Annotated in this window: 22 protein-coding genes and 1 pseudogene; 13 read left to right on the top strand and 10 right to left on the bottom strand. The window is 72.8% G+C overall.

The window, feature by feature from the left end; translation table 11 throughout:
* Nucleotides 1-140 precede the first annotated feature (140 nt).
* Nucleotides 141-878 (top strand): GAF and ANTAR domain-containing protein, encoded by a 738-nt coding sequence (locus ACIGQF_RS15585; RefSeq protein ID WP_399710219.1) that lies wholly within the window; start codon nucleotides 141-143, stop codon nucleotides 876-878.
* Nucleotides 878-1,621 (top strand): GAF and ANTAR domain-containing protein, encoded by a 744-nt coding sequence (locus ACIGQF_RS15590; RefSeq protein WP_399710221.1) that lies wholly within the window; start codon nucleotides 878-880, stop codon nucleotides 1,619-1,621. Before ACIGQF_RS15585 ends, ACIGQF_RS15590 begins: the two co-directional genes overlap by 1 nt.
* A gap of 22 nt (nucleotides 1,622-1,643) precedes the next feature.
* Here the strand turns inward: ACIGQF_RS15590 and ACIGQF_RS15595 are convergent, their stop codons facing one another.
* Both ACIGQF_RS15595 and sodN read right to left on the bottom strand, forming a co-directional pair.
* Nucleotides 1,644-2,372 (bottom strand): GAF and ANTAR domain-containing protein, encoded by a 729-nt coding sequence (locus ACIGQF_RS15595; protein WP_399710223.1) that lies wholly within the window; start codon nucleotides 2,370-2,372, stop codon nucleotides 1,644-1,646.
* Nucleotides 2,373-2,620: 248 nt separating this feature from the next.
* A complete protein-coding gene (gene sodN, locus ACIGQF_RS15600) occupies nucleotides 2,621-3,016 on the bottom strand; it encodes a superoxide dismutase, Ni (protein ID WP_030085982.1) in 396 nt (131 codons plus the stop codon).
* Between the two features lie 141 nt (nucleotides 3,017-3,157).
* Between sodN and sodX the strand changes: the two genes are divergently transcribed.
* A complete protein-coding gene (gene sodX / locus ACIGQF_RS15605; protein ID WP_399710225.1) occupies nucleotides 3,158-3,616 on the top strand; it encodes a nickel-type superoxide dismutase maturation protease in 459 nt (152 codons plus the stop codon).
* On the opposite strand, the gene ACIGQF_RS15610 is transcribed toward sodX, so the two are convergent.
* A complete protein-coding gene (locus ACIGQF_RS15610) occupies nucleotides 3,613-4,236 on the bottom strand; it encodes a CGNR zinc finger domain-containing protein (RefSeq protein ID WP_399710227.1) in 624 nt (207 codons plus the stop codon). The two genes, sodX and ACIGQF_RS15610, sit on opposite strands and share 4 nt — an antisense overlap.
* 46 nt (nucleotides 4,237-4,282) lie before the next feature.
* On the opposite strand from ACIGQF_RS15610, the gene ACIGQF_RS15615 reads away from it, so the two are divergent.
* On the top strand, nucleotides 4,283-5,089 hold the full coding sequence (locus ACIGQF_RS15615) for a class I SAM-dependent methyltransferase (protein ID WP_399710229.1): 807 nt from the start codon (nucleotides 4,283-4,285) through the stop codon (nucleotides 5,087-5,089).
* 74 nt (nucleotides 5,090-5,163) lie between these two features.
* On the opposite strand, the gene ACIGQF_RS15620 is transcribed toward ACIGQF_RS15615, so the two are convergent.
* The 3 genes from ACIGQF_RS15620 to ACIGQF_RS15630 are packed head-to-tail and all read right to left on the bottom strand — an operon-like array spanning nucleotide 5,164 to nucleotide 7,919.
* The gene (locus ACIGQF_RS15620) at nucleotides 5,164-5,916 is read right to left on the bottom strand and encodes an amino acid ABC transporter ATP-binding protein (protein WP_361556536.1); all 753 of its coding nucleotides are present in this window, start codon (nucleotides 5,914-5,916) and stop codon (nucleotides 5,164-5,166) included.
* 32 nt (nucleotides 5,917-5,948) lie between these two features.
* Nucleotides 5,949-6,893, bottom strand: a complete 945-nt coding sequence (locus ACIGQF_RS15625; protein ID WP_399710231.1) for an amino acid ABC transporter permease — start codon at nucleotides 6,891-6,893, stop codon at nucleotides 5,949-5,951.
* 57 nt (nucleotides 6,894-6,950) lie between these two features.
* Nucleotides 6,951-7,919, bottom strand: coding sequence for an ABC transporter substrate-binding protein (locus ACIGQF_RS15630; protein WP_399710233.1), 969 nt, complete (start codon nucleotides 7,917-7,919; stop codon nucleotides 6,951-6,953).
* 540 nt (nucleotides 7,920-8,459) lie between these two features.
* On the opposite strand from ACIGQF_RS15630, the gene ACIGQF_RS15635 reads away from it, so the two are divergent.
* From ACIGQF_RS15635 to ACIGQF_RS15660, 6 genes are all read left to right on the top strand, one after another.
* A complete protein-coding gene (locus tag ACIGQF_RS15635; RefSeq protein ID WP_361555453.1) occupies nucleotides 8,460-9,665 on the top strand; it encodes an NADP-dependent malic enzyme in 1,206 nt (401 codons plus the stop codon).
* A 308-nt stretch (nucleotides 9,666-9,973) separates the two neighbouring features.
* On the top strand, nucleotides 9,974-10,936 hold the full coding sequence (locus tag ACIGQF_RS15640; RefSeq protein WP_361555456.1) for a zinc-binding dehydrogenase: 963 nt from the start codon (nucleotides 9,974-9,976) through the stop codon (nucleotides 10,934-10,936).
* Complete coding sequence (locus tag ACIGQF_RS15645; protein WP_399710236.1) at nucleotides 10,936-11,544, top strand: HutD family protein; 609 nt, start codon at nucleotides 10,936-10,938, stop codon at nucleotides 11,542-11,544. Before ACIGQF_RS15640 ends, ACIGQF_RS15645 begins: the two co-directional genes overlap by 1 nt.
* A gap of 192 nt (nucleotides 11,545-11,736) precedes the next feature.
* The gene (locus tag ACIGQF_RS15650) at nucleotides 11,737-12,981 is read left to right on the top strand and encodes an extracellular solute-binding protein (protein ID WP_399710238.1); all 1,245 of its coding nucleotides are present in this window, start codon (nucleotides 11,737-11,739) and stop codon (nucleotides 12,979-12,981) included.
* Nucleotides 12,982-13,056: 75 nt separating this feature from the next.
* On the top strand, nucleotides 13,057-13,266 hold the full coding sequence (locus ACIGQF_RS15655; RefSeq protein WP_361555465.1) for a helix-turn-helix domain-containing protein: 210 nt from the start codon (nucleotides 13,057-13,059) through the stop codon (nucleotides 13,264-13,266).
* Nucleotides 13,266-13,817 carry a Clp protease N-terminal domain-containing protein gene (locus ACIGQF_RS15660; RefSeq protein WP_399710241.1) on the top strand — a complete coding sequence of 184 codons (552 nt, stop codon included), beginning with the start codon at nucleotides 13,266-13,268 and terminating at the stop codon, nucleotides 13,815-13,817. The genes ACIGQF_RS15655 and ACIGQF_RS15660 overlap by 1 nt, the downstream gene beginning before the upstream one ends.
* Before the next feature lie 23 nt (nucleotides 13,818-13,840).
* On the opposite strand, the gene ACIGQF_RS15665 is transcribed toward ACIGQF_RS15660, so the two are convergent.
* The 4 genes from ACIGQF_RS15665 to ACIGQF_RS15680 form a co-directional block, all read right to left on the bottom strand.
* Nucleotides 13,841-14,719, bottom strand: a complete 879-nt coding sequence (locus tag ACIGQF_RS15665) for a hypothetical protein (protein WP_399710243.1) — start codon at nucleotides 14,717-14,719, stop codon at nucleotides 13,841-13,843.
* A gap of 179 nt (nucleotides 14,720-14,898) precedes the next feature.
* Entirely contained in the window at nucleotides 14,899-15,936 is a 1,038-nt protein-coding gene (locus tag ACIGQF_RS15670) for a helix-turn-helix transcriptional regulator (protein ID WP_399710245.1), read from the bottom strand.
* Nucleotides 15,937-15,939: 3 nt separating this feature from the next.
* Nucleotides 15,940-16,818 carry a DUF4097 family beta strand repeat-containing protein gene (locus ACIGQF_RS15675; RefSeq protein ID WP_399710247.1) on the bottom strand — a complete coding sequence of 293 codons (879 nt, stop codon included), beginning with the start codon at nucleotides 16,816-16,818 and terminating at the stop codon, nucleotides 15,940-15,942.
* A gap of 115 nt (nucleotides 16,819-16,933) precedes the next feature.
* Nucleotides 16,934-17,113 (bottom strand): DUF6104 family protein, encoded by a 180-nt coding sequence (locus tag ACIGQF_RS15680; protein ID WP_018536135.1) that lies wholly within the window; start codon nucleotides 17,111-17,113, stop codon nucleotides 16,934-16,936.
* Between the two features lie 126 nt (nucleotides 17,114-17,239).
* Here ACIGQF_RS15680 and ACIGQF_RS15685 point away from each other — a divergent pair.
* The 3 genes and pseudogenes from ACIGQF_RS15685 to ACIGQF_RS15695 form a co-directional block, all read left to right on the top strand.
* A pseudogene (locus ACIGQF_RS15685) lies at nucleotides 17,240-17,635 on the top strand (CU044_2847 family protein); the annotation flags it as partial.
* A gap of 29 nt (nucleotides 17,636-17,664) precedes the next feature.
* Nucleotides 17,665-19,692, top strand: a complete 2,028-nt coding sequence (locus ACIGQF_RS15690; RefSeq protein WP_399710249.1) for a trypsin-like peptidase domain-containing protein — start codon at nucleotides 17,665-17,667, stop codon at nucleotides 19,690-19,692.
* Between the two features lie 110 nt (nucleotides 19,693-19,802).
* Nucleotides 19,803-20,825, top strand: a complete 1,023-nt coding sequence (locus tag ACIGQF_RS15695; RefSeq protein ID WP_399710251.1) for an AAA family ATPase — start codon at nucleotides 19,803-19,805, stop codon at nucleotides 20,823-20,825.
* Nucleotides 20,826-20,829: the final 4 nt, after the last annotated feature.

The following is a 20,829-nucleotide window of genomic DNA, read 5'->3' on the forward strand; positions in this document are numbered from 1 at the left end:
GCGGTGCGGAGGCGGAGATTCCGGTGGGGTCGGCCGCACGTCGCAGCGCGTACGGAACCAGCGGATAGGCTGGGAGTGGGCCCGCTGCGAATGGGCAGGAGCCGTCGTCACGGCGAGTACGGGAAAGCGGGTGAACGCCGGTGGGCACGAGCGCACGGATGGCCGCCGTCCTGCAGACCTTGCACCCCGTCCGCGGCGACCGGGCGCTGATCGGCAGTGACCCGGAGATCTGTGCCCGTGCGCTGGGTGTGGACGGGGTGGCCCTGTCCCTGCTGAGCAGCGACCAGGCGTCCGAGCTGGTCTGGGTCTCGAAGAACGGCGTGAGCGGCCCGCTGGAGGACCTCCAGTTCACGCTGGGCGAGGGGCCGGGCATCGACGCGGTGGCCCGCGGCGCCGTGGTGCTCGAACCGGACCTGGCGCGGCTGCCCGCCGACCGCTGGCCCCTGCTGCTGCCCGAGCTGTCGTCGCTCCGGGTCGGCGCGGTGTTCTGTTTCCCGCTGCTGGTCGGCCGCGTCTGCCTGGGCGTGCTGACCCTCCAGCGGCAGGAAGCGGGGCCGCTGTCCGACGCCGGCATGGACGACGCGCTCATACTGACCGGAGCGCTGACCGCCGTGCTCCTGGACGGCGGCGCCGCGAGCGATGCGCTCATGGCCGCCGAACGCCCGTCCGACCTCTACCGTGCGGCCGTCCACCAGGCGACCGGCATGATCAGTGTGCAGGCGGAGATCCCGCTGTCCCAGGCGCTGCTCCGGCTGCGTGCTTACGCCTACCGATACGGACGCCCCATTCTGGAGGTCGCCGAGGACGTGGTCGCCAGGCGCCTGGACTTCCGAAATGATGGACCCGAGCCGGACGAGTCCGGCCGGAAGAGGAGATGATGGCGGTGGCTCCGCAGGAAAGGGTGCTGCAGGCGTTCGGCGAAGCGGTCGGCACGCTGATCGACGACTTCGACCTGATCGACGCCCTGCACCGGCTGTGCGCCAGGGGCGTCGAACTCCTCGACGTCACCGCGGTCGGCATCATGCTCGCCGACCCGCACGACGACCTCCAGGTGCTCGCCGTCTCCGAGGAACACACCGGGCTGCTGGAGCTGTTCGCGCTGCAGGCCCGCGGTGGCCCGTGCGCGGAGAGCCACCGCTCCGGAGAGCCCCGGGTGAACGTCGGTCTCACGGCGGACGCCGGTACCGGTCTGCCCCCGGCCTTCGCCGAACGCGCCCGGCAGGCCGGGTACGCCACCGCCCACGCGCTGCCACTGCGGCTGCGGCAGCGGTCCATCGGGGCGATCGGACTGCTGCACGCGGGACCGCACACGCTCGGCCCCTCGGACGTACGCCTGGGCCAGACGCTCGCGGACGTGGCGACCATCGCCGTCCTCCAGCAGCACACCGCGGAGCGGGGCAACGTCGAGCGGGCGCAGGTGCAGGCGGCCATCGTCAGCCGTACCGTCATCGAGCAGGCCAAGGGGGTCCTGGCGGAACACTGGGGCACCGGCGTGGACACGGCGTTCGACGCGCTGCGCGGCTACGCCAGGACGCACCACGAGCGCCTCGCGGGCCTGGCCCGCAAGGTCCTCGACGGCACGCTCGACCCGGCGGCCCTCCGCCCGGCCGACCGGCCCTGACGGTCCCGGCGGGCGGGCCGCCTCAGGCGGTGCCCCGCGGGCCGTGGCCGTCCCCGGCCGTCCCGCCGAGCAGCCGGGCCAGCGTCTCCTCGGCGATGTCGGGCAGCGGCCGTCCGCTGCCGAAGGCGTCGGCGCGGAGCCGGGCGAGCGCCTCGTCGACGGGTACGCCCATCCGCTGGGAGAGCACGCCGGCCGCGCGGTGCGTACGGCCCCAGTGGGCCTCCATCGTCGGCGTCGGGTCCCACGGCAGGACGGCCGGCGACGTCAGCAGCGCCAGTCCCACGGCGCGCGTCGCCGAGGCCCATTCCCGCAGGGTCGCCTCGTCCGGGTCCCACGGCTCCAGCCGCAGCAGGTCCACCGAGCCGATGGGATGCCCGCCCTCGCCGTCGGTCATCGGGAAGGCGTAGACCGCTCCGATCTCCGGCAGCCGCTCGCGGGCCGCCGGGCCGAAGAGCGGCCACTGTGTCAGCCGGCCGTGCAGATCCGCCACGATCACCGGATTGCCGGTCGAGGCGGCCGTCACGCACGGCCCCTCGCCCATCTCGAACTGCACCTGCTCCAGCCGCAGCGCCGCCGTCCCGCTCGCGTGCAGGAGCTGCCGGTCGGGCGTGTCGGTGAGCAGTGAGAGAGTCACCCCGTCCACCGGCAGGGCCCGGCACAGGGTGGCGCAGAGCACCTCCGGGAGGTCTCGCGGATCCGCTTCGGTGGCAGCGGCCAGTACCTGCTCCGCCGCGGTGGGCGGCTCTCTCATACGATCACTTGCCTCGTTGGTCCGCGTGGACGGCGTATGAACGGCGTACCCCGACGAGTAACCCGGCGGGGACCAGGGCAAACCCCGGTGACGGCACACGTCTGCCGAGGGTACGGGGGCCAGGTCCCCCCCCCCGAACAACGACCGCACCCGGCCCGCCATGACCGCCGGGTGCGGCGGTCTGCGGACCGGGTGCGGTCGAATCGGCCAGGAGCTGCGCGAGCGCAGACCGGAGGCCGGGGCCCGGGTCAGGCCTTCTTGGTCTCCCAGAAGATCTTGTCGATCTGGGCGATGTAGTCCAGCGCCTTCTGGCCGGTGGCCGGGTCGTTCGAGCCCTTGGCGGCCGAGAGGGCCTTCAGGGTGTCGTTGACCAGCTGGTGCAGCTCCGGGTACTTCTCGAAGTGCGGGGGCTTGAAGTAGTCGCTCCACAGCACCGAAACGTGGTGCTTGGCCAGCTCCGCGCGCTGCTCCTTGATGAGGACAGCGCGGGTGCGGAAGTCCGCATCCTCGTTGGCCTGGTACTTCTCCTGGACGGCCTTGACCGACTCGGCCTCGATGCGGGCCTGGGCCGGGTCGTAGACGCCGCAGGGCAGGTCGCAGTGGGCGCTGACCTTCACCTTGGGGGCGAACAGGCGGGAAAGCATGTTCAGTCCTTCCTCGTGATCGTCTTCTCAGGTGCGAGATTACTCGGTACGGGAAGCCTTTTCTCGGGTGCCCCGGGGGTCTTAGGGCAAAAGTCCAGTGTCAGGCTGGGACTGGTGGAGGAACGGACCGGGAGGTGCCGGATGCCGGAGCAGGTGCATGAGCGCTGGCCCGATCAGGGACAGGGACAGGGCCGGGAGGGCAGGGGACCGCTCCGGACGATCGGTCTGGCCGAGGTGTACAACCCCTCGATGGTGCCCACTTTGCACCCCGGCGACCAGCTGGTGGTCAAGTACGGCGCGGTGGTGCGGCCCGGGGACGTGATCGTGCTGAAGCACCCCTTCCGGCAGGACCTGCTCATCGTCAAACGGGCGGTGGAGCGGCGCGACGGAGGCTGGTGGGTCCAGGGGGACAACCCCTACGTGGCGAACGACAGCCGCGAGTTCGGCACCGTGCCCGACGAGCTGGTAGTGGCCAGGGCATGGCTGCGGGTGCGCCCGCCGCGGGAGGCACGGCGTTCGGTCCCCGGAGTGCTGTCCTGGGCGCTGTCGGCGGTCCGGCCGGTCCGGCCCCTGCGCCCGGCACGCGGCACCCGGCGCTAGCCCTCCGTCCGCTCCGGTCCGCCGGCGGCCTCGTCCGGCCCGGTCGCCCGGGTACCGGCGGCCTCCTGGCGCTTGCGGGCGCGGTAGGCCGCGACGTTGGCGCGGGTGGCGCAGCGGTCGGAGCAGTAGCGCCGGGAGCGGTTGGTGGAGGTGTCGAGGTAGGCGTTGCGGCACGGTGCCGCCCGGCAGATGCCGAGCCGGTCCACGCCCAGTTCGGTGAGGTGGACGGCCAGTCCCATGCAGGCGGTGGCCGTGTAACCGGCGGTGGCGTTGGCGGCGTGGTCGGCGATGTGCAGGTGCCAGTCGGGGCGGCCGTCGGCGTCCCGCATCTCGTGCCCGGAGATCTGGGGGCTGACCGGGAACTCCATCAGAAGGGCGTTGAGCAGGTCGACGGCGAGCGTCTCGTCCCCGGAGTCGGCCGCCTCGAAGACGGCGCGCAGCCGGCCCCGTACGGCGCGCAGCCGCGTCACGTCGGCGTCGGTGGCCCGGCGCGCGCTCTGCTGGGCCACGCCGAAGAGGGCGCGTACGGCCTCGACCGAGGTGAGGGTGTCGCCGCCGCGCTCCGGCTGCTCGCTGTTGACCAACCGCACGGCGTAGTCCGAGTAATAGGCCAGTTCCACTTGTAGTCCTTACCGGGCGCGGGCTAGTCTGCGTACACAGCCCGTAATGGGCGTTGTCTGTTCGAGGGTATTACAGGCGGGAGGGGTTCCGGTGACCGAGGCCGTTGCTCAGGCGGACTGGCAGGCATGGCAGGAGAGTTGGGACCGGCAGCAGGAGTGGTACCTGCCGGACCGCGAGGAGCGGTTCCGGGTGATGGTGGACATGGTCGAGGCGGTGGCGGGCCCCGAGCCGCGCGTCCTGGACCTGGCGTGCGGCACGGGCAGCATCACGGACCGGCTGCTCAAGCGGCTGCCGGGGGCCGTGAGTACGGGCGTCGACCTCGACCCGGCGCTGCTGGCCATCGCCGAGGGGTACTTCGCGGGGGAGGACCGGGTGCGGTTCGTCCGCGCCGACCTCAAGGACCCGCGGTGGACGGCGAAGCTGCCGTACGACTCCTACGACGCCGTGCTGACCGCCACCGCCCTGCACTGGCTGCACAGCGACGACCTGGCCGTGCTGTACGGGCAGCTGGCCGGCCTGGTCCGGGAGGGCGGCGTCTTCCTCAACGCCGACCACATGCCGGACCCGGCGACGCCCCGGCTGAACGCCGCGGACCGGGCGCAGCGGCACGCGCGGATGGACGCGGCCAAGGCGGCCGGCGCGGTGGACTGGAAGGAGTGGTGGCAGCTGGCCGCCGCCGACCCGGTGCTGGCCGGCCCGACCGCCGAGCGGTTCGAGATCTACGGCGAGCACGCCGACGGGGACACGCCCTCGGCGGAGTGGCACGCGCGCACCCTCCGGGAGGCCGGCTTCGGCGAGGCCCGCACGGTCTGGGCCTCGCCCTCGGACGCGATGGTGCTGGGGCTGAAGTAGCCGGAACGACGAGGGGGGGGGGGGGGGGGGGGGGGCCGCCCCCCCCCCCCCCCCCCCCCCCCTCCCGGCGTGCGTCAGAGCACCTTCGACAGGAACGACTTCGTGCGCTCGTGCTGCGGCTTGGTCAGGACGTCGCGCGGGTGGCCGGACTCGACGACCACGCCGTCGTCCATGAAGACCAGCGAGTCGCCGACCTCCCGGGCGAAGCCCATCTCGTGCGTGACGACGACCATGGTCATGCCGTCCGCCGCCAGGTCCTTCATGACGTCCAGGACGTCGCCGACCAGCTCGGGGTCGAGCGCCGAGGTCGGCTCGTCGAAGAGCATCAGCTTCGGCTCCATGGCCAGCGCGCGGGCGATCGCCACGCGCTGCTGCTGGCCGCCGGAGAGCTGCGAGGGGTAGTTGCCGGCCTTGTCCTTCAGGCCGACCCGGTCCAGCAGCTTCAGCGCGCGCTCCCGGGCCGAGGCCTTGGACTCGCCCTTGACCTGGACCGGTGCCTCCATGATGTTCTCCGCAGCGGTCAGGTGCGGGAAGAGGTTGAAGCGCTGGAAGACCATGCCGATGTCGCGGCGGCGGGCCGCGACCTCCTTGTCGCGCAGCTCGTACAGCTTGCCGTGGGCCTCGCGGTAGCCGACCAGCTCGCCGTCGACCGAGAGCCGGCCGGCGTTGATCTTCTCCAGGTGGTTGATGCAGCGCAGGAAGGTCGACTTGCCGGAACCGGACGGGCCGATCAGGCAGAAGACCTCCTTGGGCGCGACCTCCAGGTCGATGCCCTTGAGGATGTGGGCCGGGCCGAAGGACTTGTGGACGCCCTCGGCCTTCACCATGGGTACGGCCTTCGAAGCGGACTTGCTGGCGGTCATGAGGCACCTCCGGCGGGGTGGTTGGCACCACCGGACAGCTTGGCCTTGGCCTTCTGCAGCGGGGTGAGCGGGAGCTGGCGGCTGGAGCCGCGGGCGTAGTAGCGCTCCAGGTAGTACTGGCCGACGCTGAGCACGCTGGTGGCGACCAGGTACCAGACGGCGGCGAGGATCAGCATCTCGACGACGACACCGGAGTCGCGGCCGACGTTCTGCGCGGACTGCAGCAGGTCGTAGTACTGCACCGCGATCACCAGCGAGGAGGTCTTGAGCATGTTGATGACCTCGTTGCCGGTCGGCGGCACGATGACGCGCATCGCCTGGGGTACCACGATCCGGCGCAGCGTCTTGCCGTGGCTCATGCCGAGCGCGTGCGCGGCCTCGGTCTGCCCCTCGTCGACGGCGGTCAGGCCGGCGCGGCAGATCTCCGCCATGTACGCGGCCTCGTTCAGGCCCAGGCCGAGCAGCGCGCACAGGAACGGGGTCATGAAGTCCGACCACTCGTCCTTGTAGATCGGCATGATGTCGATGTACTGGAAGACCAGGCCGAGGTTGAACCACAGGAAGAGCTGGACGTAGACCGGCGTGCCGCGGAAGAACCAGATGTAGAACCACGCGACGGTCGAGGTCACCGGGTTCTTGGACTGGCGCATCACGGCGAGGATCACGCCGAGGACCACACCGATCACCATGGACAGCACGGTGATCAGGAGGGTGTTGCGCAGACCCCGCAGGATGTCCGCGTTGAAGAGGTAGTCCGGGACGGCGCCCCAGTTGACGTTGCCCGTGGCGAAGGCCCGGACGAGCAGCGCGAGCACGCCGATGACCACCAGGGCCGCCACCCAGCGGCCGTAGTGGCGCACGGGTATCGCCTTGATCGGTTCGGGCATGGGGGGCGGGGCGTCCTGCGGCGGCCGGGCCGCCTTGTCGACGTCGACAGTCACGGATGTTGCCTTTCGGGGGTTCGGCGGAGTTCAGCGGGCGGGAAGGGACGGTACGGCTCAGGAGCCGCCGTTGAGCTTCACTTCCTTGACCCCGGCGTCCTTGACCTGCCACTTTTCGAGGATCTTGGCGTAGTCCCCGTTCTTGATGATCGCTTCCAGCGCGGCCTTGAGCGCGTCCCGCAGCTCCGGCCGGCTCTTCGGCACGGCGATGCCGTACGGAGCGGCCTCGACCTGGTCGCCGACGACCTCGAAGTCCTTGCCGCCGCCGGAGGTCTTCACGGCGTACGCGGCGACCGGGTAGTCGCTGGAGACCGCGTCCACACCGCCGGTGCGCAGCCGGGTCTGGGCCTCGGAGTCGTTGTCGAAGGCCTCGATGGAGATCTCCTCCTGGCCGCCCTTCTTGCACTTCGCCGACTCGTCCTTGGCGTAGTCGTGCGAGACGGTGCCGCGCTGCACGGCGATGGTCTTGCCGCAGAGGTCGGCCCAGTCCGAGACGGTGGAGCTCTTGCCCTTCTGGACGTAGAGCGAGACACCGGCGTTGAAGTAGTCGATGAAGTCGACGCCCTCGCCGATCTTCTTGCCGGTGGTGGAGTCGATGCCTTCCTGGCGCTCCTTGGTGTCCGTCATCGCGGACATCGCGAGGTCGTAGCGCTTGGACTTCAGACCGCCCATGAGGGTGTCGAAGGTGGCGTTGTTGAAATTGAGCTGAATGCCCAGCTGCTTGCCCATGGCCTCGGCGAGGTCGGGGTCGATGCCGACGATCGCCCCGTTCTTACGGAATTCCACCGGCTTGTACGTGGCGTCCGAGCCGATCTGGAGGAAACCCTTGTCCTGGACGGCCTTGGGCAGCTTCTTGAAGAGCGGCGCGTGCACGTCACGGTTCTTCGCGGCCTCGCGCGCGGCGATGGCGGCGTCCGTCTGGTCGCCGCAGCCGCTGAGCAGGAGGGCGGCCACGACCGCTGTCGCCGCGCCGGCGACCGCGCGTGACCTGCCGGAAGCCGGGCGACGGGTGGAGCTTGCGGTCATGCGTTTCCTCCTGCGGATCGGAATGAGCCGACTGCGGACCGAGGCGTGGAAAGCCGGCGGGAGTGGGGCCGGGCGCACACCTTCGGGCATCGCGACCTCGTTCGGTCACGGAATCTTGCCATCCGGACTCCGTTATTCGGACTGTCGCTCAGGTCAAAATCGGATAACGGACGTGGCATGGCTGGTCAACGAAGGATGACGGGTCCGCCGGGGGCCTTGCGGGATGCGTTACCGGAACGGAAGTCTCGGCATGTGGACGCCGGGTGATCCGGGCTCCTGCTTCCCGAGGTATTCGCGGTTATTGTCGGAATCGCGCGCGCGGGGGTGACCAATCCGACTCGTCGGGGCGCACACCCGTCGGGTACAAAGGGTCGTTACACCCCTCATCCGGGGCTCAGGGCGCGTGTGCGGCGCGCCCGGCGTCCGTACCTCCCCCCGCGCGGCGGACATCCGCTGTTCAGGGCGCGGACGCGGTGCCCGCCCACCCCTCAACCAGGGAGTGGCCACCCTCAACTGATTTACGACAAAGGGGTCAGACCAGTGGCAGCGGAGATCGTCAATCCTCGCAGCGACAGCGACAGCACGGACGGAGAGCCGTTCGATCCGGCCTTCGCGCTCCACCGGGGCGGCAAGATGGCCGTCCAGGCGACAGTGCCGGTGCGTGACCGGGACGATCTGTCCCTCGCGTACACGCCCGGCGTGGCCAAGGTGTGCAGCGCCATCGCCGAGCAGCCCGAACTCGTCCACGACTACACCTGGAAGTCCCAGGTCGTCGCCGTGGTCACGGACGGCACCGCGGTGCTCGGGCTCGGCGACATCGGCCCGGAGGCCTCCCTTCCCGTGATGGAAGGCAAGGCCATCCTCTTCAAGCAGTTCGGCGGGGTCGACGCGGTGCCGATCGCGCTCGGCACGACCGACACCGACGAGATCGTCGACACCGTGGTGCGGCTCGCGCCCTCCTTCGGAGGCGTGAACCTGGAGGACATCTCCGCGCCGCGCTGCTTCGAGATCGAGCGCCGGCTTCAGGAGAAGCTGGACATCCCGATCTTCCACGACGACCAGCACGGCACCGCCGTGGTCACGCTGGCCGCGCTGCGCAACGCCGCCAAGCTCACCGACCGCTCCCTCGGGCAGCTGCGCGCGGTGATCTCCGGCGCCGGTGCGGCCGGTGTCGCCATCGCCAAGATCCTCATCGAGGCGGGCATCGGCGACGTCGCGGTCTGCGACCGCAAGGGCGTCGTCTCGGCGGACCGCGAGGACCTCACGGACGTCAAGCGGGAGGTGGCCGGCTTCACCAACAAGGGCGGGCTCACCGGTTCGCTGGAGTCGGCGCTGGAAGGCGCGGACGTGTTCATCGGCGTCTCCGGCGGCACGGTCCCCGAGGAGGCGGTGGCGAAGATGGCGAAGGACTCGCTGATCTTCGCGATGGCCAACCCGAACCCGGAGATCCACCCCGACGTGGCGCACAAGTACGCCGCCGTCGTCGCCACCGGGCGCAGCGACTACCCGAACCAGATCAACAACGTGCTCGCCTTCCCGGGCATCTTCGCGGGCGCCCTCCAGGTGCGCGCGTCGCAGATCACCGAGGGCATGAAGCTCGCCGCCGCCGAGGCGCTGGCCGCCGTCGTCGCGGACGAGCTGAGCGCGGACAAGGTCATCCCCTCCCCGTTCGACGAGCGGGTCGCCCCGGCCGTGACGGCCGCGGTGGCCGCTGCCGCTCGCGCGGAGGGCGTGGCCCGGCGCTGACGCCGCTGCCGCCCGTGGTCCGGGCCCGCTCCCCTCGAGGGAGCGGGCCCGGACCCGTTAGGGGCGCGGGGAACTGCGCGACCGGCCACGATGGCGCCGCGGCGGGCCATGGTGAGAAGCGCCCGAGCTCTCGGCTCCCGGGTTCGGACTCCGTGCGTCGCGGGACGGCCAGGCGCCGTAGGGGTACGCGGTCGTGCCCGGCCGCGGCGCCGTGACGGTTGCTCGCGCAGTTCCCCGCGCCCCTGAAGGGGCGCGCGTCACACCGCGTAGTGGTTCCGCAACGGCGTAGCCCGGCCTACGTTGGGATCATGTTCGCTGCCTACGCCGCCCGAATCGACCGTGACGATCCGCTCAGCGGCCTGGAGTTGGGCGAGCGCCCGGCTCCTGAGGTCCGCCCCGGCTGGACGACCGTCAACGTCAAGGCCGCCTCCCTCAACCACCACGACCTCTGGTCGCTGCGTGGTGTGGGGCTCGGCGAAGAAGCCCTCCCGATGATCCTCGGCTGCGACGCGGCCGGCACCGACGCGGACGGCAACGAGGTCGTCGTCCACTCGGTGATCGGCCAGACCGGCCACGGCGTCGGCCCGAAGGAGCCCCGCTCCATCCTCACCGAGCGGTACCAGGGCACCTTCGCCGAGCAGGTCGCCGTCCCGGCCTGGAACGTGCTGCCCAAGCCGAAGGGGCTCACCTTCGCCGAGGCCGCCTGTCTGCCGACCGCCTGGCTGACCGCGTACCGGATGCTCTTCACCAACGCCGGCGTACGGCCCGGGGACTCGGTACTGGTCCAGGGCGCGGGCGGCGGCGTGGCCACCGCGGCGATCGCGCTCGGCGCGGCCGCGGGCCTGCGGGTCTTCGCCACCAGCCGGGACGAGGCCAAGCGCAAGCGGGCGCTGGAGCTGGGCGCCGAGGGCGCCTTCGCGTCCGGCGAGCGGCTGCCGCAGCGGGTCGACGCGGTGATCGAGACCGTCGGCGCCGCCACCTGGTCGCACTCCGTGAAGTCCCTCAAGCCCGGCGGCACGCTCGTGATCTCCGGCGCCACCAGCGGCTTCAACCCCGAGAAGACCGAGCTGAACCGGATCTTCTTCCTGGAGCTGAAGGTCGTCGGCTCGACGATGGGCAGCAAGGAGGAGCTGGCCGGGCTGCTGGACTTCTGCGCCGCCAAGGGCGTCAAGCCGGTCATCGACTCGGAGCTGCCGCTGGACCGGGCCCGCGAGGGCTTCGCGAAGATGGCGGAGGGTGATCTCTTCGGCAAGGTCGTGCTGACCGTCTGATGGAGCCCGTACGACTGCTGCCGGCCGCCGGACGCGCCGCCGCCCCCTGGAGCAACGGGGGCGGCACCACCCGGGAGATCGCCGCCGGGCCGCCCGGCGCCGGCTGGTCCGACTTCGCCTGGCGGGTGAGCCTGGCGGACGTGGACCGGGACGGCCCGTACTCCCCGCTGCCCGGCGTCCGGCGCATCCTCACGATGGTGGCCGGGGACGGGCTGGAGCTGACGGTCGACGGGGAGCGGACGGCCGTCACCGAGCGGTTCCGGCCGCTGTCGTTCGCCGGTGGCGCCGCCACGGACTGCCGGCTCACCGGCGGCCCCGTCGTCAACTTCAACGTCATGGTGCGGGAGGGGCGGTGCGCCGCCGACGTGGCGATGGCCCGCGGCCGGTACGCGGTAGGCGCGGCGGCGGGCCCGCAGGCGGCCGTACTGGTCGTGGCGGTGGCCGGTGAGGCGCTGCTGACGCCCGCCGCGGCCGGGGAGGCGGTGCGGCTCGGCCAATACGACGCCGCGCTGCTGCCCGCGGGGACCGCGGCCGACCTCGACGCGGGCCCGGACGGCGTCGCCGCCGTCGTCACACTCGTCCCGTCCGTCACACCCGTCGGCGGCTGATTTCCGCGCCCGCGTGCGGCCCGTGGGTGAGCATGTGCCCAGGGATGGCGGAGGGACGGCCGGGGGGAACCACTCGTTCGCCAGTGGGAATTCGGCACAGGGGCGGACATGGTCATACGGCGGCGACGCGCTTCCTTATGCGCGGCGGGGCGGGCAGCGGAGGCGACGAGACGGGCGGCCGGTTTCCGGTGCGTGGCATCGGGGGTGGCCGCCGCGCTGGCCCTCTCGCTCGGCGCGTGCGGCACGGGCGGCCCGGGGAACGCGGACGTCACCCTGAAGGTGGTGGTGGCCGACTACGGCGCGGACGCCGCGGACACCACCGCCTACTGGCAGGGCCTCGTCGCCGCCTTCGAGAAGCAGCACCCGGACATCGCGGTCGACCTGGACCCGGTGCCGCACACCCGGCTGACCGAGGCGGTGGCGGACCGCGTGGCGGCCGGGGACGCGCCGGACATCGCGCAGACGGGCGCCTTCGCCTCGTATGCGCGGTCCGAGCGGCTCTACAGCGCGGACGACCTGCTCTCCATCGCCACTCAGGCGGACTTCGTCCCGGCGCTGGCCCGCGCGGGCGAGATCAGCCACGTGCAGTACGGGCTGCCGTTCCGGGCGAGCACGCCGCGTCTCTTCTACAACAAGAAGCTGTTCAAGAAGGCCGGTCTCGACGGCCCCCCGACGTCCTGGGACGAACTGGCCGCGGACGCCGCGGCGCTGGAGGAAGCTGGCGTGCGCACGCCGTACGCGCTGCAGCTCGGGCCCGAGGCCGCCGAGGACGAGGCGCTGAGCTGGCTGCTCGGCAACAACGGCGGCTACGTGGGCCTCGGCGGCAGCTGGATCCTGGACTCCCCGCAGAACACCACCGCGCTCCGCGCCGTCCGCGACCGGCTGGTGGTGCCCGGCCTGACCGGCCCCGAGGGCGCGGGGCTGAACCGGTCCGAGGCCTACCGGGCCTTCGTCGAGGGCAAGGCCGGCATGCTGCTCGCCCACCCGGCGCTGATGGCAAGCGCCGACCGGGCATACCTGCCGTACGCGACGGCCCCGTTCCCGCGGCGGCAGGGCGGCACCGCGACGCCCACCGGCAGCACCGACTGGCTGGTGGCGTTCCAGCAGCGCGGGCACGTCCGGGAGGCGGGCGCGTTCCTGGACTTTCTCTACAGCACGCCGAACGTCACCCGGTACGCCGAGCACCAGGGCACGCTGCCGGTCACCGTCCCGGCCGCCGAGGCGATGCGCGCCGACGGCCACCACCGTGCGCTGTGGCCCTTCGTCGACCAGCTGCGCGAGGCACAGTTCCCGCAGCTGGACACGGTCGGCGGCCCGCAGGTGACCGCCGCGCTCCAGAAGCGGATCGCCCGGGCCGTCAGCGAGGGCGGGGACCCGGCGGCCGTGCTCTCCGCCATCCAGCACAAGGCGGACAGCGAGATGTCGCAGGTCTCCTGAGCGGCCGCACCGATCCTCACCCCCCGATCGTCAACTTTGGTTGACGTGCGCGGCGTGTCAACCTACATTGACACCATGACGGAAGCAACGGAACTCGCCGAGCGGGCGGGCGACCGGGACCCGCGTATCGGACTGCGGGCCGTCGCCGCCCTGCGCCGGCTGCTGGAGCAGCTGGAAGCCGTACAGGTGCGCAGTGCCCGCGTGAAGGGCTGGTCGTGGCAGGAGATCGCCGACGAGCTGGGCGTCAGCCGGCAGGCGGTCCACAAGAAGCACGGGAGGCGCTGATGTTCGAGAAGTTCACGGTGAGTGCCCGGGAGGTCGTACGGGGCGCCGTCGCCTGCGCCGACCGCACGGGCGGCGGCACGGTGGGCGAGGAGGAGCTGCTCCTCGCCCTGCTGGAACGGGAGGGCACGCCCGCGGCCGGGGCGCTGACGGCGCTCGGGGCGTCCGCGCGCCGGGCGGCGGTGACCGAGGCGCTGGCGCAGGCGCGCCGCCGCGGCGGCCTCTCGCCGGCCGACACCGAGGCCCTGGCCGGGCTCGGCATCGATGTCGAGGAGATCGTCTCGCGGGTGGAGGCCGAGCACGGGCCCGGCGCGCTGGCGCGGACAACGGCTCGGGGGCGCTTCGGGCGGCGCCCGTTCAGCCGCGAGGCGAAGAGCGTGCTGGAGCGCTCGCTGCGGATCGCCCTCGGCCGCGGCGAGAAGCACATAGGCGACGAGCACCTGCTGCTCGCGCTGACCACGGGCACCGGTGTGGCCACCGCCGTCCTGGCGGAGTACGGCGTGACCCGCGGCGAGGTCGAGCGGGTGCTCGCCGAGCGGTCCCGGGCGGCCTGACGCCGCCCGCCGCCGGCCGGGCGTCAGTACGCGACCCGGATCCGGCCGATGCCGAGGGTGGTGGTCTTCGGCAGGTGCCCGGACTCGAAGACGGCCACCAGCAGTGGGTTGACCAGCTGCGCCAGGCGGTCGGCGCGGGCCCGGCCCAGCGCCCGCCAGGGGCCCGCCGCCAGCCGGTCCGTCTGCCGCTCGATCTCCTCCCGGCCCTCGTGGGCGCGGTCGGTGGCCCGGCCGTCGGGCGCGATCCAGCCGCGCGCGGCGAGCCGGTCCCGGGCCTGGCGCCACTCCGCCGAGGTCCAGCCGCGGCTGCGGAAGTGCTCCTCCGGGGCCGCGCCCACCGCGGCGAAGGAGACCAGCGATTCGCAGGGGTCCAGGCCCGCGGTGAGCAGCGCGGCCAGATGCCCGTCACCGCGGTGCTCGCGCAGGACGGTGAGCGCCTGCCACAGCTCCAGGTGCGGCTCGGCGGGCCAGGGGAGGTCCAGGTTGGCGGCGGCCAGCGGGCGGGCGGCGGGGATGGCGTTCTCCGCGGCCTGCCGGGCCAGCCGGGCCGCCTCCGTGATCTGGTCCTTGGTCAGCCGGTCGCCCATCAGCCGGCGCAGCACCCGGTCCATCGCCCGCAGCCGGGCCTCAAGAACCTTGGCGGGTGCGGCGGTCGACCAGATCAGCGGCACGTACTGCTCGACCATCCGCGGGCTGAAGCTGTAGTACGTGGCGGCGACCAGCTCGGGCCCGGCGGCGCCCAGCGGAGCGGTGCGCCACGCGAAGTAGCTGGGCCAGCGGGTGCCGACGTCGTAGCCGAGGGCCGCCGCTTCCTCGAAGGCCTCGGGAGCGTAGTAGAGGGTGGCGTGGAGCGGTTCGAGCTGGTGCCACAGCCGACGGGCAACCGCGGGATATTCCGACATCGCACACCTCATGGCCTTCAAGATCCCTATGAGCGAGAAGAGTTGACTCTAAGCGTGGGCAAGGCCAGGGGTCTACGGAACGCCGTAGTCGGTCCGTGGGTGGACGAACGGCCCTGCGAAGGGCCGGGTGCCCCGATTACCCGGGGTGAACCCAGCCCTTCGAAAATGACCGTGTGTGACTATCGTGCGGAGCGGCGCAGCAGCGCACCGATGTGCGCCGCGGTCGCCGCGAGCTGCCTGCGGGCCTCCGCCAACTGCTCCTCGTCCACGCCGTGATCGCGTGCGGCGTCCCGGACGTCGTCGCGGAACCGGTCCAGCAGCCGGTCCAGGTCGCGGGCCGGGTCGCCGGTGGCCGGATCGTTCGCCCACGCGGGGCCGGGCGGGGCCGCCGTGTCCGCCCCGGGAGGCGTGTCCTTGGTGAGGTCGGTGGGGCCGGCCGCGCCGGTGAGGCCGTCGGTGAAGCGGCCGACCTCGCGGGACACCTCGGACAGCGCCTCGCGCACCGCGCCCTGCCAGTCGCCCGACCGCACATGGTCCTGGGCCTTCTCCTGCACCCGCCGGATGGCCTCCTGCACCTCCTCGCGCGCGGAGTCCTTGGCGGTCTTGGCCTGCTTGCGGGCGCGCTGCGCCTCCTGCTTGGCGCGCCGGCTCTCCTCCTTGGCCCGCCGGGCCTGCTCCTTCCACTCCTCCTTGGCGCGCCGGAACTCCTCCTTGGCCTGCCGCCAGGCGTCGGGGTCGCCGTAGGCGCGGTCGAAGAAGTCCGCCGGGTCGGGGTGGCCCTGCGGCCCGCCGCTGCCGGACCGCGTACCGCCCGTGCGTGCGCCCTGCCTATGGGTGGCACGGGCGGCCTCGCGCATCTCGCGGCGCAGGTCGCGTGCCGAGCCGCTGACGTCCTCGCGGATGTCGGAGGCGAGCGCGGCCACCGACTCCCGGATCTCCAGCTCCAGTTCGGCGAGTTCGCCGCCGCGTGCGGCCAGTTCGGCGCGACCCGCCTCGGTGATGGAGTACACCTTGCGGCCGCCCTCGGTGGCGTGCGTGACCAGGCCCTCGTCGGAGAGTTTGGCCAGCCGCGGGTAGACGGTGCCGGCGGACGGCGCGTACAAACCCTGGAAGCGCTCCTCCAGCAGCCGGATGATCTCGTAACCGTGGCGGGGCGCCTCGTCCAGCAGCTTCAGCAGGTACAGACGGAGACGGCCGTGCGCGAAGACGGGGGGCATGGGTTACAGCACCTTCTTGTCGGCGGGCGGGTCGGCGGGGGCGTCCTCGGAGCGCGGGCGGCGCAGCAGCGCCAGGGAGCCGGAGACGGTGGTGACCTTCAGGCGTCCGGTGCCCGCGCCGAGCCGTCCGGTGATGCTTTTGGTGCCCCACTGGCCGCCGACCCGGAGGTCGTCGAAGGCGTTGGAGACCCGGCCGCTGGTGGTGCTGGCGTCCACCTCGGCGTCGGCGGGATCGGGGAGCCGGATGGCGACCTCGCCGGAGACCGTCGTGAGGTGCACGTCGGTGCCCTTGGCCGCCGGGTCCAGGTCCACGACCATGCCGCCGGTGACCGACTCGGCCCGCACCGAACTGCCGCCGCCGTCGATGACGGTCAGATCGCCGGAGACGGACTGGAAGCGGAGGTCGCCGGTGACCGCCTGGGCCTCGACCCTGCCGGTGACGGTCTCGGAGCGCACCGGTCCGGTCAGCCGGACCAGGGTGGTGTCGCCGGAGACGCCGCGCAGCTCCGTGCGCCCGGTGACGCCGGAGAGCACCACGCTCGCGTCGCCCGTGCCGACCTCGACCCGGGCGGCGGCCGGGACGGTCACCGAGACGACGGCGTCGCGCTGCCACCCCTTGCGGCCGAGGAACTGCAGCAGCCCTCGCCAGGGCAGGTCGTCGTAGCCGACGGTGAGCGTGCCGCCGTCGTAGGAGACGGTCAGCGGCGGGCCCTTGAGCTCACCGATCTCGATGCGGGTGCGCTCGGCCGTCGCGCTGCCGACGACGTTGACGGTGCCGCCGTACACCCGTATCCGCAGCGCGTTCACCGCCGCGTCGACGTCGAGCGTGCGTGGTCCGGTCACCTCGACCGGGCCGTCCGGCCACTCTTCCCTGACGGACATGGCAGGCCTCCCCTGTGCGGACGGGCAACGCAACATATCGTGTCCCTCTACGGAACACGATATATCGCGGTCGCGTCGCGTCAAGCGCCGCGCGCCCGGGCGCCGCCGTGCGCCCCTATTCGTCGTCCTCGTCGTCCAGCCGTGCCAGCCATGTCGCCAGCCGCTCCACCGGGACCTCGAAGTCGGGGTTGAGGTCGACGAACGTACGCAGCTGCTCGGCGACCCAGCCGAGGGTCACCTCCTCCTCGCCGCGCCGGCTCTCCAGCTCCTCGATGCCTCGGTCGGTGAAATACACGTGAGCGCTCCGCTAAAGGGGTAGGGGTAAGACATTCCAGGTCAGGATAGGCAGCCGCGGTCGGGGGGTCCGCATCGGCACCGAGCGTCCGGCCGGCCTCCTGGCGCAGCTGCAGCGGGGGGTGGCATGAGCGAGGACACGACGCGTGTCGCACGCATCGAACTGCCGGACGGTACGCCCGTCTGGGCCCGGATATCCGGCGCTGAAGGGCTCCTGCCGCGGCCCCGGAGCGAGGCGTACGTGGACAGCGGCCGGCGCGGGGGAGAGGGTGCCGACTACGTCGACAGCGGCTTCCTCGCCGACCGCGTCCTCGGGCGGGTGGAGAGCCTGGACGGGCTGGTGCACGGCGTCGCCCGGTCGCTCGCCGGGGCGCTCCGGGGACTGCGGCCCGACGAGGTCAGCGTGCAGTTCGGGATCGAGCTGAGCGGGAAGTCCGGCAGCCTGGTCGGGCTGCTCGCCGACGGCGAGGCCAAGGCCGCCATCAACGTCACCCTCACCTGGCAGGGCGGCCCGCCCGCGGACCTCGCGGAGGGCGGGACCGGGGGCGGCGCATGAACGGGGCGCACGATCCGGACGCGTACTTCTCCCGGCGCTTCGCCCCGCTCGTCAAGGCCGCCACCGTGCGCATCCACGCCGCCCACGACGGGTATCCCCACGAAGGGCCGCCGGAGCCGTCCCTGTGGGGCAGCGGCTTCTTCGTCGCCCCCAACTGGGTGCTCACCTGCGCCCATGTGGCGCTGGAGGGCGAGGGGGGCGAGGTGGGCGTCAGCTTCGAAGGGGGCAGCGTGCGCGGCCGGGTCGAATGGGCCGAGCCCGCCGTACGCACCGACGGCTGGCTGCCCGCGCCCGACCTCGCCCTGATCCGGCTGCTCCGGCCCACCGCGCACGCCTGCTGCTGGCTCTCGCCGCGCACGGGGCGGGCGCACGGCGGCGAGCGCGTCGCCTACTTCGGGTACACCGAGATCGCCGGGACGGTCGGCGCGTTCGACGGGCGCTGCAGGGTCCGGGGCGAGTTCGGCGACCAGGGGCTGCTGCGGCTGGGCAACGAGGACGAGATGCCGGCGGGGCTGTCCGGCGGCCCGCTGGTCGACGTGGAGCGCGGCGAGGTCATCGGCGTACTGAAGGGCCGGCGGGGCGGCGCGCGGGACGGCGGGCTCGGCATCCCGCTGGCCCAGCTGCGCCGCATCGGCGTCCCCGGCATCCGGATCGGCCGCGAGGAGGACGATCCGTACCACCGCGTGCTGCACGCCCACGACCGGCACCACGCCGATCTGCACGCCGACGTCAGCCAGGCCCGGGACACCTGGACCGAGGCGCAGAGCGGGCTGCCGGCCGCGGCCGCCACCGTCGCCGCGCTGACGCCCAAGCGCCGGGTGGTGCTGCACGGCCTGCTGGCCCAGCTGCCGCCGCCGGTCGGCACGCCCGCGCTGGTGGCGCTGGTCGACGAGCTGCTCCCGAGGCGTGGCGAGGAGCTGCGGCTCGCGCCCCGCGGCTGGCGCGAGGGCCTGGAGGTGTATCTCGACCGGCTCGAACTGCGCGATATACACAGCGAGTTGGAGGCAGTGCTGCGGTATGCGGTGTACGCGGCGACCGCCGAGCACCCCTATCCGGCGGCGGCCGAGGCGGCGGACGCGGTCTGGGGCTGGGTGCGCGACCTGGCGATGACCGAACTGCCGCCGCTGGCCAGGAGTCGCCTGGGTGCCGAGTGGCACGCCCGGGTGCGGGCCCGCGCGGTCGGCCGGTCCCGGCGCGCGGCGGAGGCAGCGGCCGCCGTCCCGCTGCCCTCGGTGCTGCTGGAGATCACCGAACGCGCCTGGGAGCAGGGCCGGTTCGACTGGTACATCACCGCGAGCAGACCCACCGGCGACCTGCCGCTGGGCGAGGGCCGGCACGGCACGGCGCTGGCCGACCTGCCCGCCGAGCTGGCCGGGCCGCTCGGCGAGGCGTTCCGCCGCAGCGACGAGCCGGGCCGCCCAGCCGTCCTGGAGGTCGCCCTCCGGCAGGCGCTGCTGGACCTGGCGGTGGACACCTGGCGGATTCCGCCCGGCTCCCCGCCGATCGGCGAGCAGCGGCCGGTGGTGGTGCGCTGCGCCGACCGGACCGCCGAGCCTCCGCCGGAGGAGGGGGCGGCGCCGGGGTCCGCGCCGCAGGAGCGCTGGGCGCGGCTGCACGAGGACGGCATGGGACACGCCTGCGTCGACTGCGACGAGGGCCGCCCCGAGGACGTCACCGCCGACGCGCTGCGCGATCTGGAAGCGCGGTTCTTCCCCGTGCTGTGCCGGGTGCCCGGCGGTGACGGAGGGCGCGAGGCGATCCGCCGGATCGTCGGCAGCGGCCATCCGGTTGCACTGTGGCGCAGGGAGCGCATGGACCCCGTGTGCGGGGAGTACCACCGCGGGATCCTGCGCACGGTGAAGAGCGGGACGACCGCCCACCGGCTGCCCGCCGCCGTCCGTGAGCTGCGCGCCGGCATCGGCGCGGCGGAGCCGGAAGCATACTGGTCACGCGGGATCACGCTGCTGTACGACGATCCCGGGCGACCGCTTCCGGGGGACGACGACGTGCTGGAGACACCGTGAGGGACGCGCGTCTTTCCGTGTGCTCCTACCGGGCCGCCGCCGGTCCCGATACGGTCGGAGCGTGGCCGGTGCGCAACTGCCGATGACCCACCAGTGACGAGGAGTTCGCAGTGAGCGAACCGAACGAATGGCTCATCTACCGCGGCACGGGCGAGCCCCACGACGGCATCGCGGCCCTTCCCGACCCACCGCCCTGGCGGGACTTCGACGGTGCCCCGCTCGTCGCGCCGGGCCCCGCCACCGACAGTTCCTCCACCCGGCGGCTCGGCGAGCACGTCGCGGAGATGCACCGGCCCAGCGCCGAGGAGCTGGAGATCGTCAACGCCGCGCTGTACCTGCGCCGGCCACTGCTGGTCACCGGCAATCCGGGCACCGGCAAGAGCACCCTCGCGCACGCCGTCGCGCACGAACTGAAGCTCGGCAGGGTGCTCCGCTGGCCGATCGTGAGCCGGACGACGCTCGGCGACGGGCTGTACCACTACGACGCCATCGCCCGGCTCCAGGACGTGCAGATCGCCGCGAGCAGCCGGGCGGCCGGCGGGCCCGGCGCGCAGGCCGCGGCGCCCGGCGGCATCGGCAGCTACATCCGGCTCGGCCCGCTCGGTACGGCCCTGCTGCCCACCGCGCAGCCGCGCGTCCTCCTCGTCGACGAGCTGGACAAGAGCGACATCGACCTCCCCAACGACCTGCTGAACGTCCTGGAGGAGGGCGAGTTCTCGATCCCCGAGCTGGAGCGGCTGGCCGAGCGGGAGCCCGAGGTCGAGGTGCTCACCGACGACGGGCAGAAGGTGCGCATCCGCGACGGCCGGGTGCGCTGCCGCGCCTTCCCCTTCGTCATCCTCACCAGCAACGGCGAACGCGACTTCCCAGCCCCGCTGCTGCGCCGCTGCATCCACCTGGAGCTGGGCCAGCCCGACCACAAACGGCTGGCCACGGTCGTACGGGCGCATCTCGGCGAGGAGGCGGCCCGCGCGGGCGACGACCTGATCGCCCGCTTCCTCGAACGCTCCCGCAGCGAACTGCTCGCCGCCGACCAGCTGCTGAACGCCATCTACCTCACCCACCAGGCAGCGCCGACCACCCGCGACCGGCTCGCCGACCTCCTCATCCAGCGCCTCGACCGGCCGAGGTGACGCC

The sequence above is a fragment of the Streptomyces sp. NPDC053560 genome (assembly GCF_044544605.1).
Taxonomy (GTDB): Bacteria; Actinomycetota; Actinomycetes; order Streptomycetales; family Streptomycetaceae; genus Streptomyces.

Coding starts and splice junctions, on each gene's coding strand:
- ACIGQF_RS15590 (WP_399710221.1), top strand. CDS start 878: ATGGCGGTGGCTCCGCAGGAAAGGGTGCTGCAGGCGTTCGGCGAAGCG.
- ACIGQF_RS15595 (WP_399710223.1), bottom strand. CDS start 2,372: ATGAGAGAGCCGCCCACCGCGGCGGAGCAGGTACTGGCCGCTGCCACC.
- sodN (WP_030085982.1), bottom strand. CDS start 3,016: ATGCTTTCCCGCCTGTTCGCCCCCAAGGTGAAGGTCAGCGCCCACTGC.
- sodX (WP_399710225.1), top strand. CDS start 3,158: ATGCCGGAGCAGGTGCATGAGCGCTGGCCCGATCAGGGACAGGGACAG.
- ACIGQF_RS15615 (WP_399710229.1), top strand. CDS start 4,283: ATGGGCGTTGTCTGTTCGAGGGTATTACAGGCGGGAGGGGTTCCGGTG.
- ACIGQF_RS15620 (WP_361556536.1), bottom strand. CDS start 5,916: ATGGTGAAGGCCGAGGGCGTCCACAAGTCCTTCGGCCCGGCCCACATC.
- ACIGQF_RS15630 (WP_399710233.1), bottom strand. CDS start 7,919: ATGACCGCAAGCTCCACCCGTCGCCCGGCTTCCGGCAGGTCACGCGCG.
- ACIGQF_RS15640 (WP_361555456.1), top strand. CDS start 9,974: ATGTTCGCTGCCTACGCCGCCCGAATCGACCGTGACGATCCGCTCAGC.
- ACIGQF_RS15645 (WP_399710236.1), top strand. CDS start 10,936: ATGGAGCCCGTACGACTGCTGCCGGCCGCCGGACGCGCCGCCGCCCCC.
- ACIGQF_RS15655 (WP_361555465.1), top strand. CDS start 13,057: ATGACGGAAGCAACGGAACTCGCCGAGCGGGCGGGCGACCGGGACCCG.
- ACIGQF_RS15660 (WP_399710241.1), top strand. CDS start 13,266: ATGTTCGAGAAGTTCACGGTGAGTGCCCGGGAGGTCGTACGGGGCGCC.
- ACIGQF_RS15665 (WP_399710243.1), bottom strand. CDS start 14,719: ATGTCGGAATATCCCGCGGTTGCCCGTCGGCTGTGGCACCAGCTCGAA.
- ACIGQF_RS15670 (WP_399710245.1), bottom strand. CDS start 15,936: ATGCCCCCCGTCTTCGCGCACGGCCGTCTCCGTCTGTACCTGCTGAAG.
- ACIGQF_RS15675 (WP_399710247.1), bottom strand. CDS start 16,818: ATGTCCGTCAGGGAAGAGTGGCCGGACGGCCCGGTCGAGGTGACCGGA.
- ACIGQF_RS15690 (WP_399710249.1), top strand. CDS start 17,665: ATGAACGGGGCGCACGATCCGGACGCGTACTTCTCCCGGCGCTTCGCC.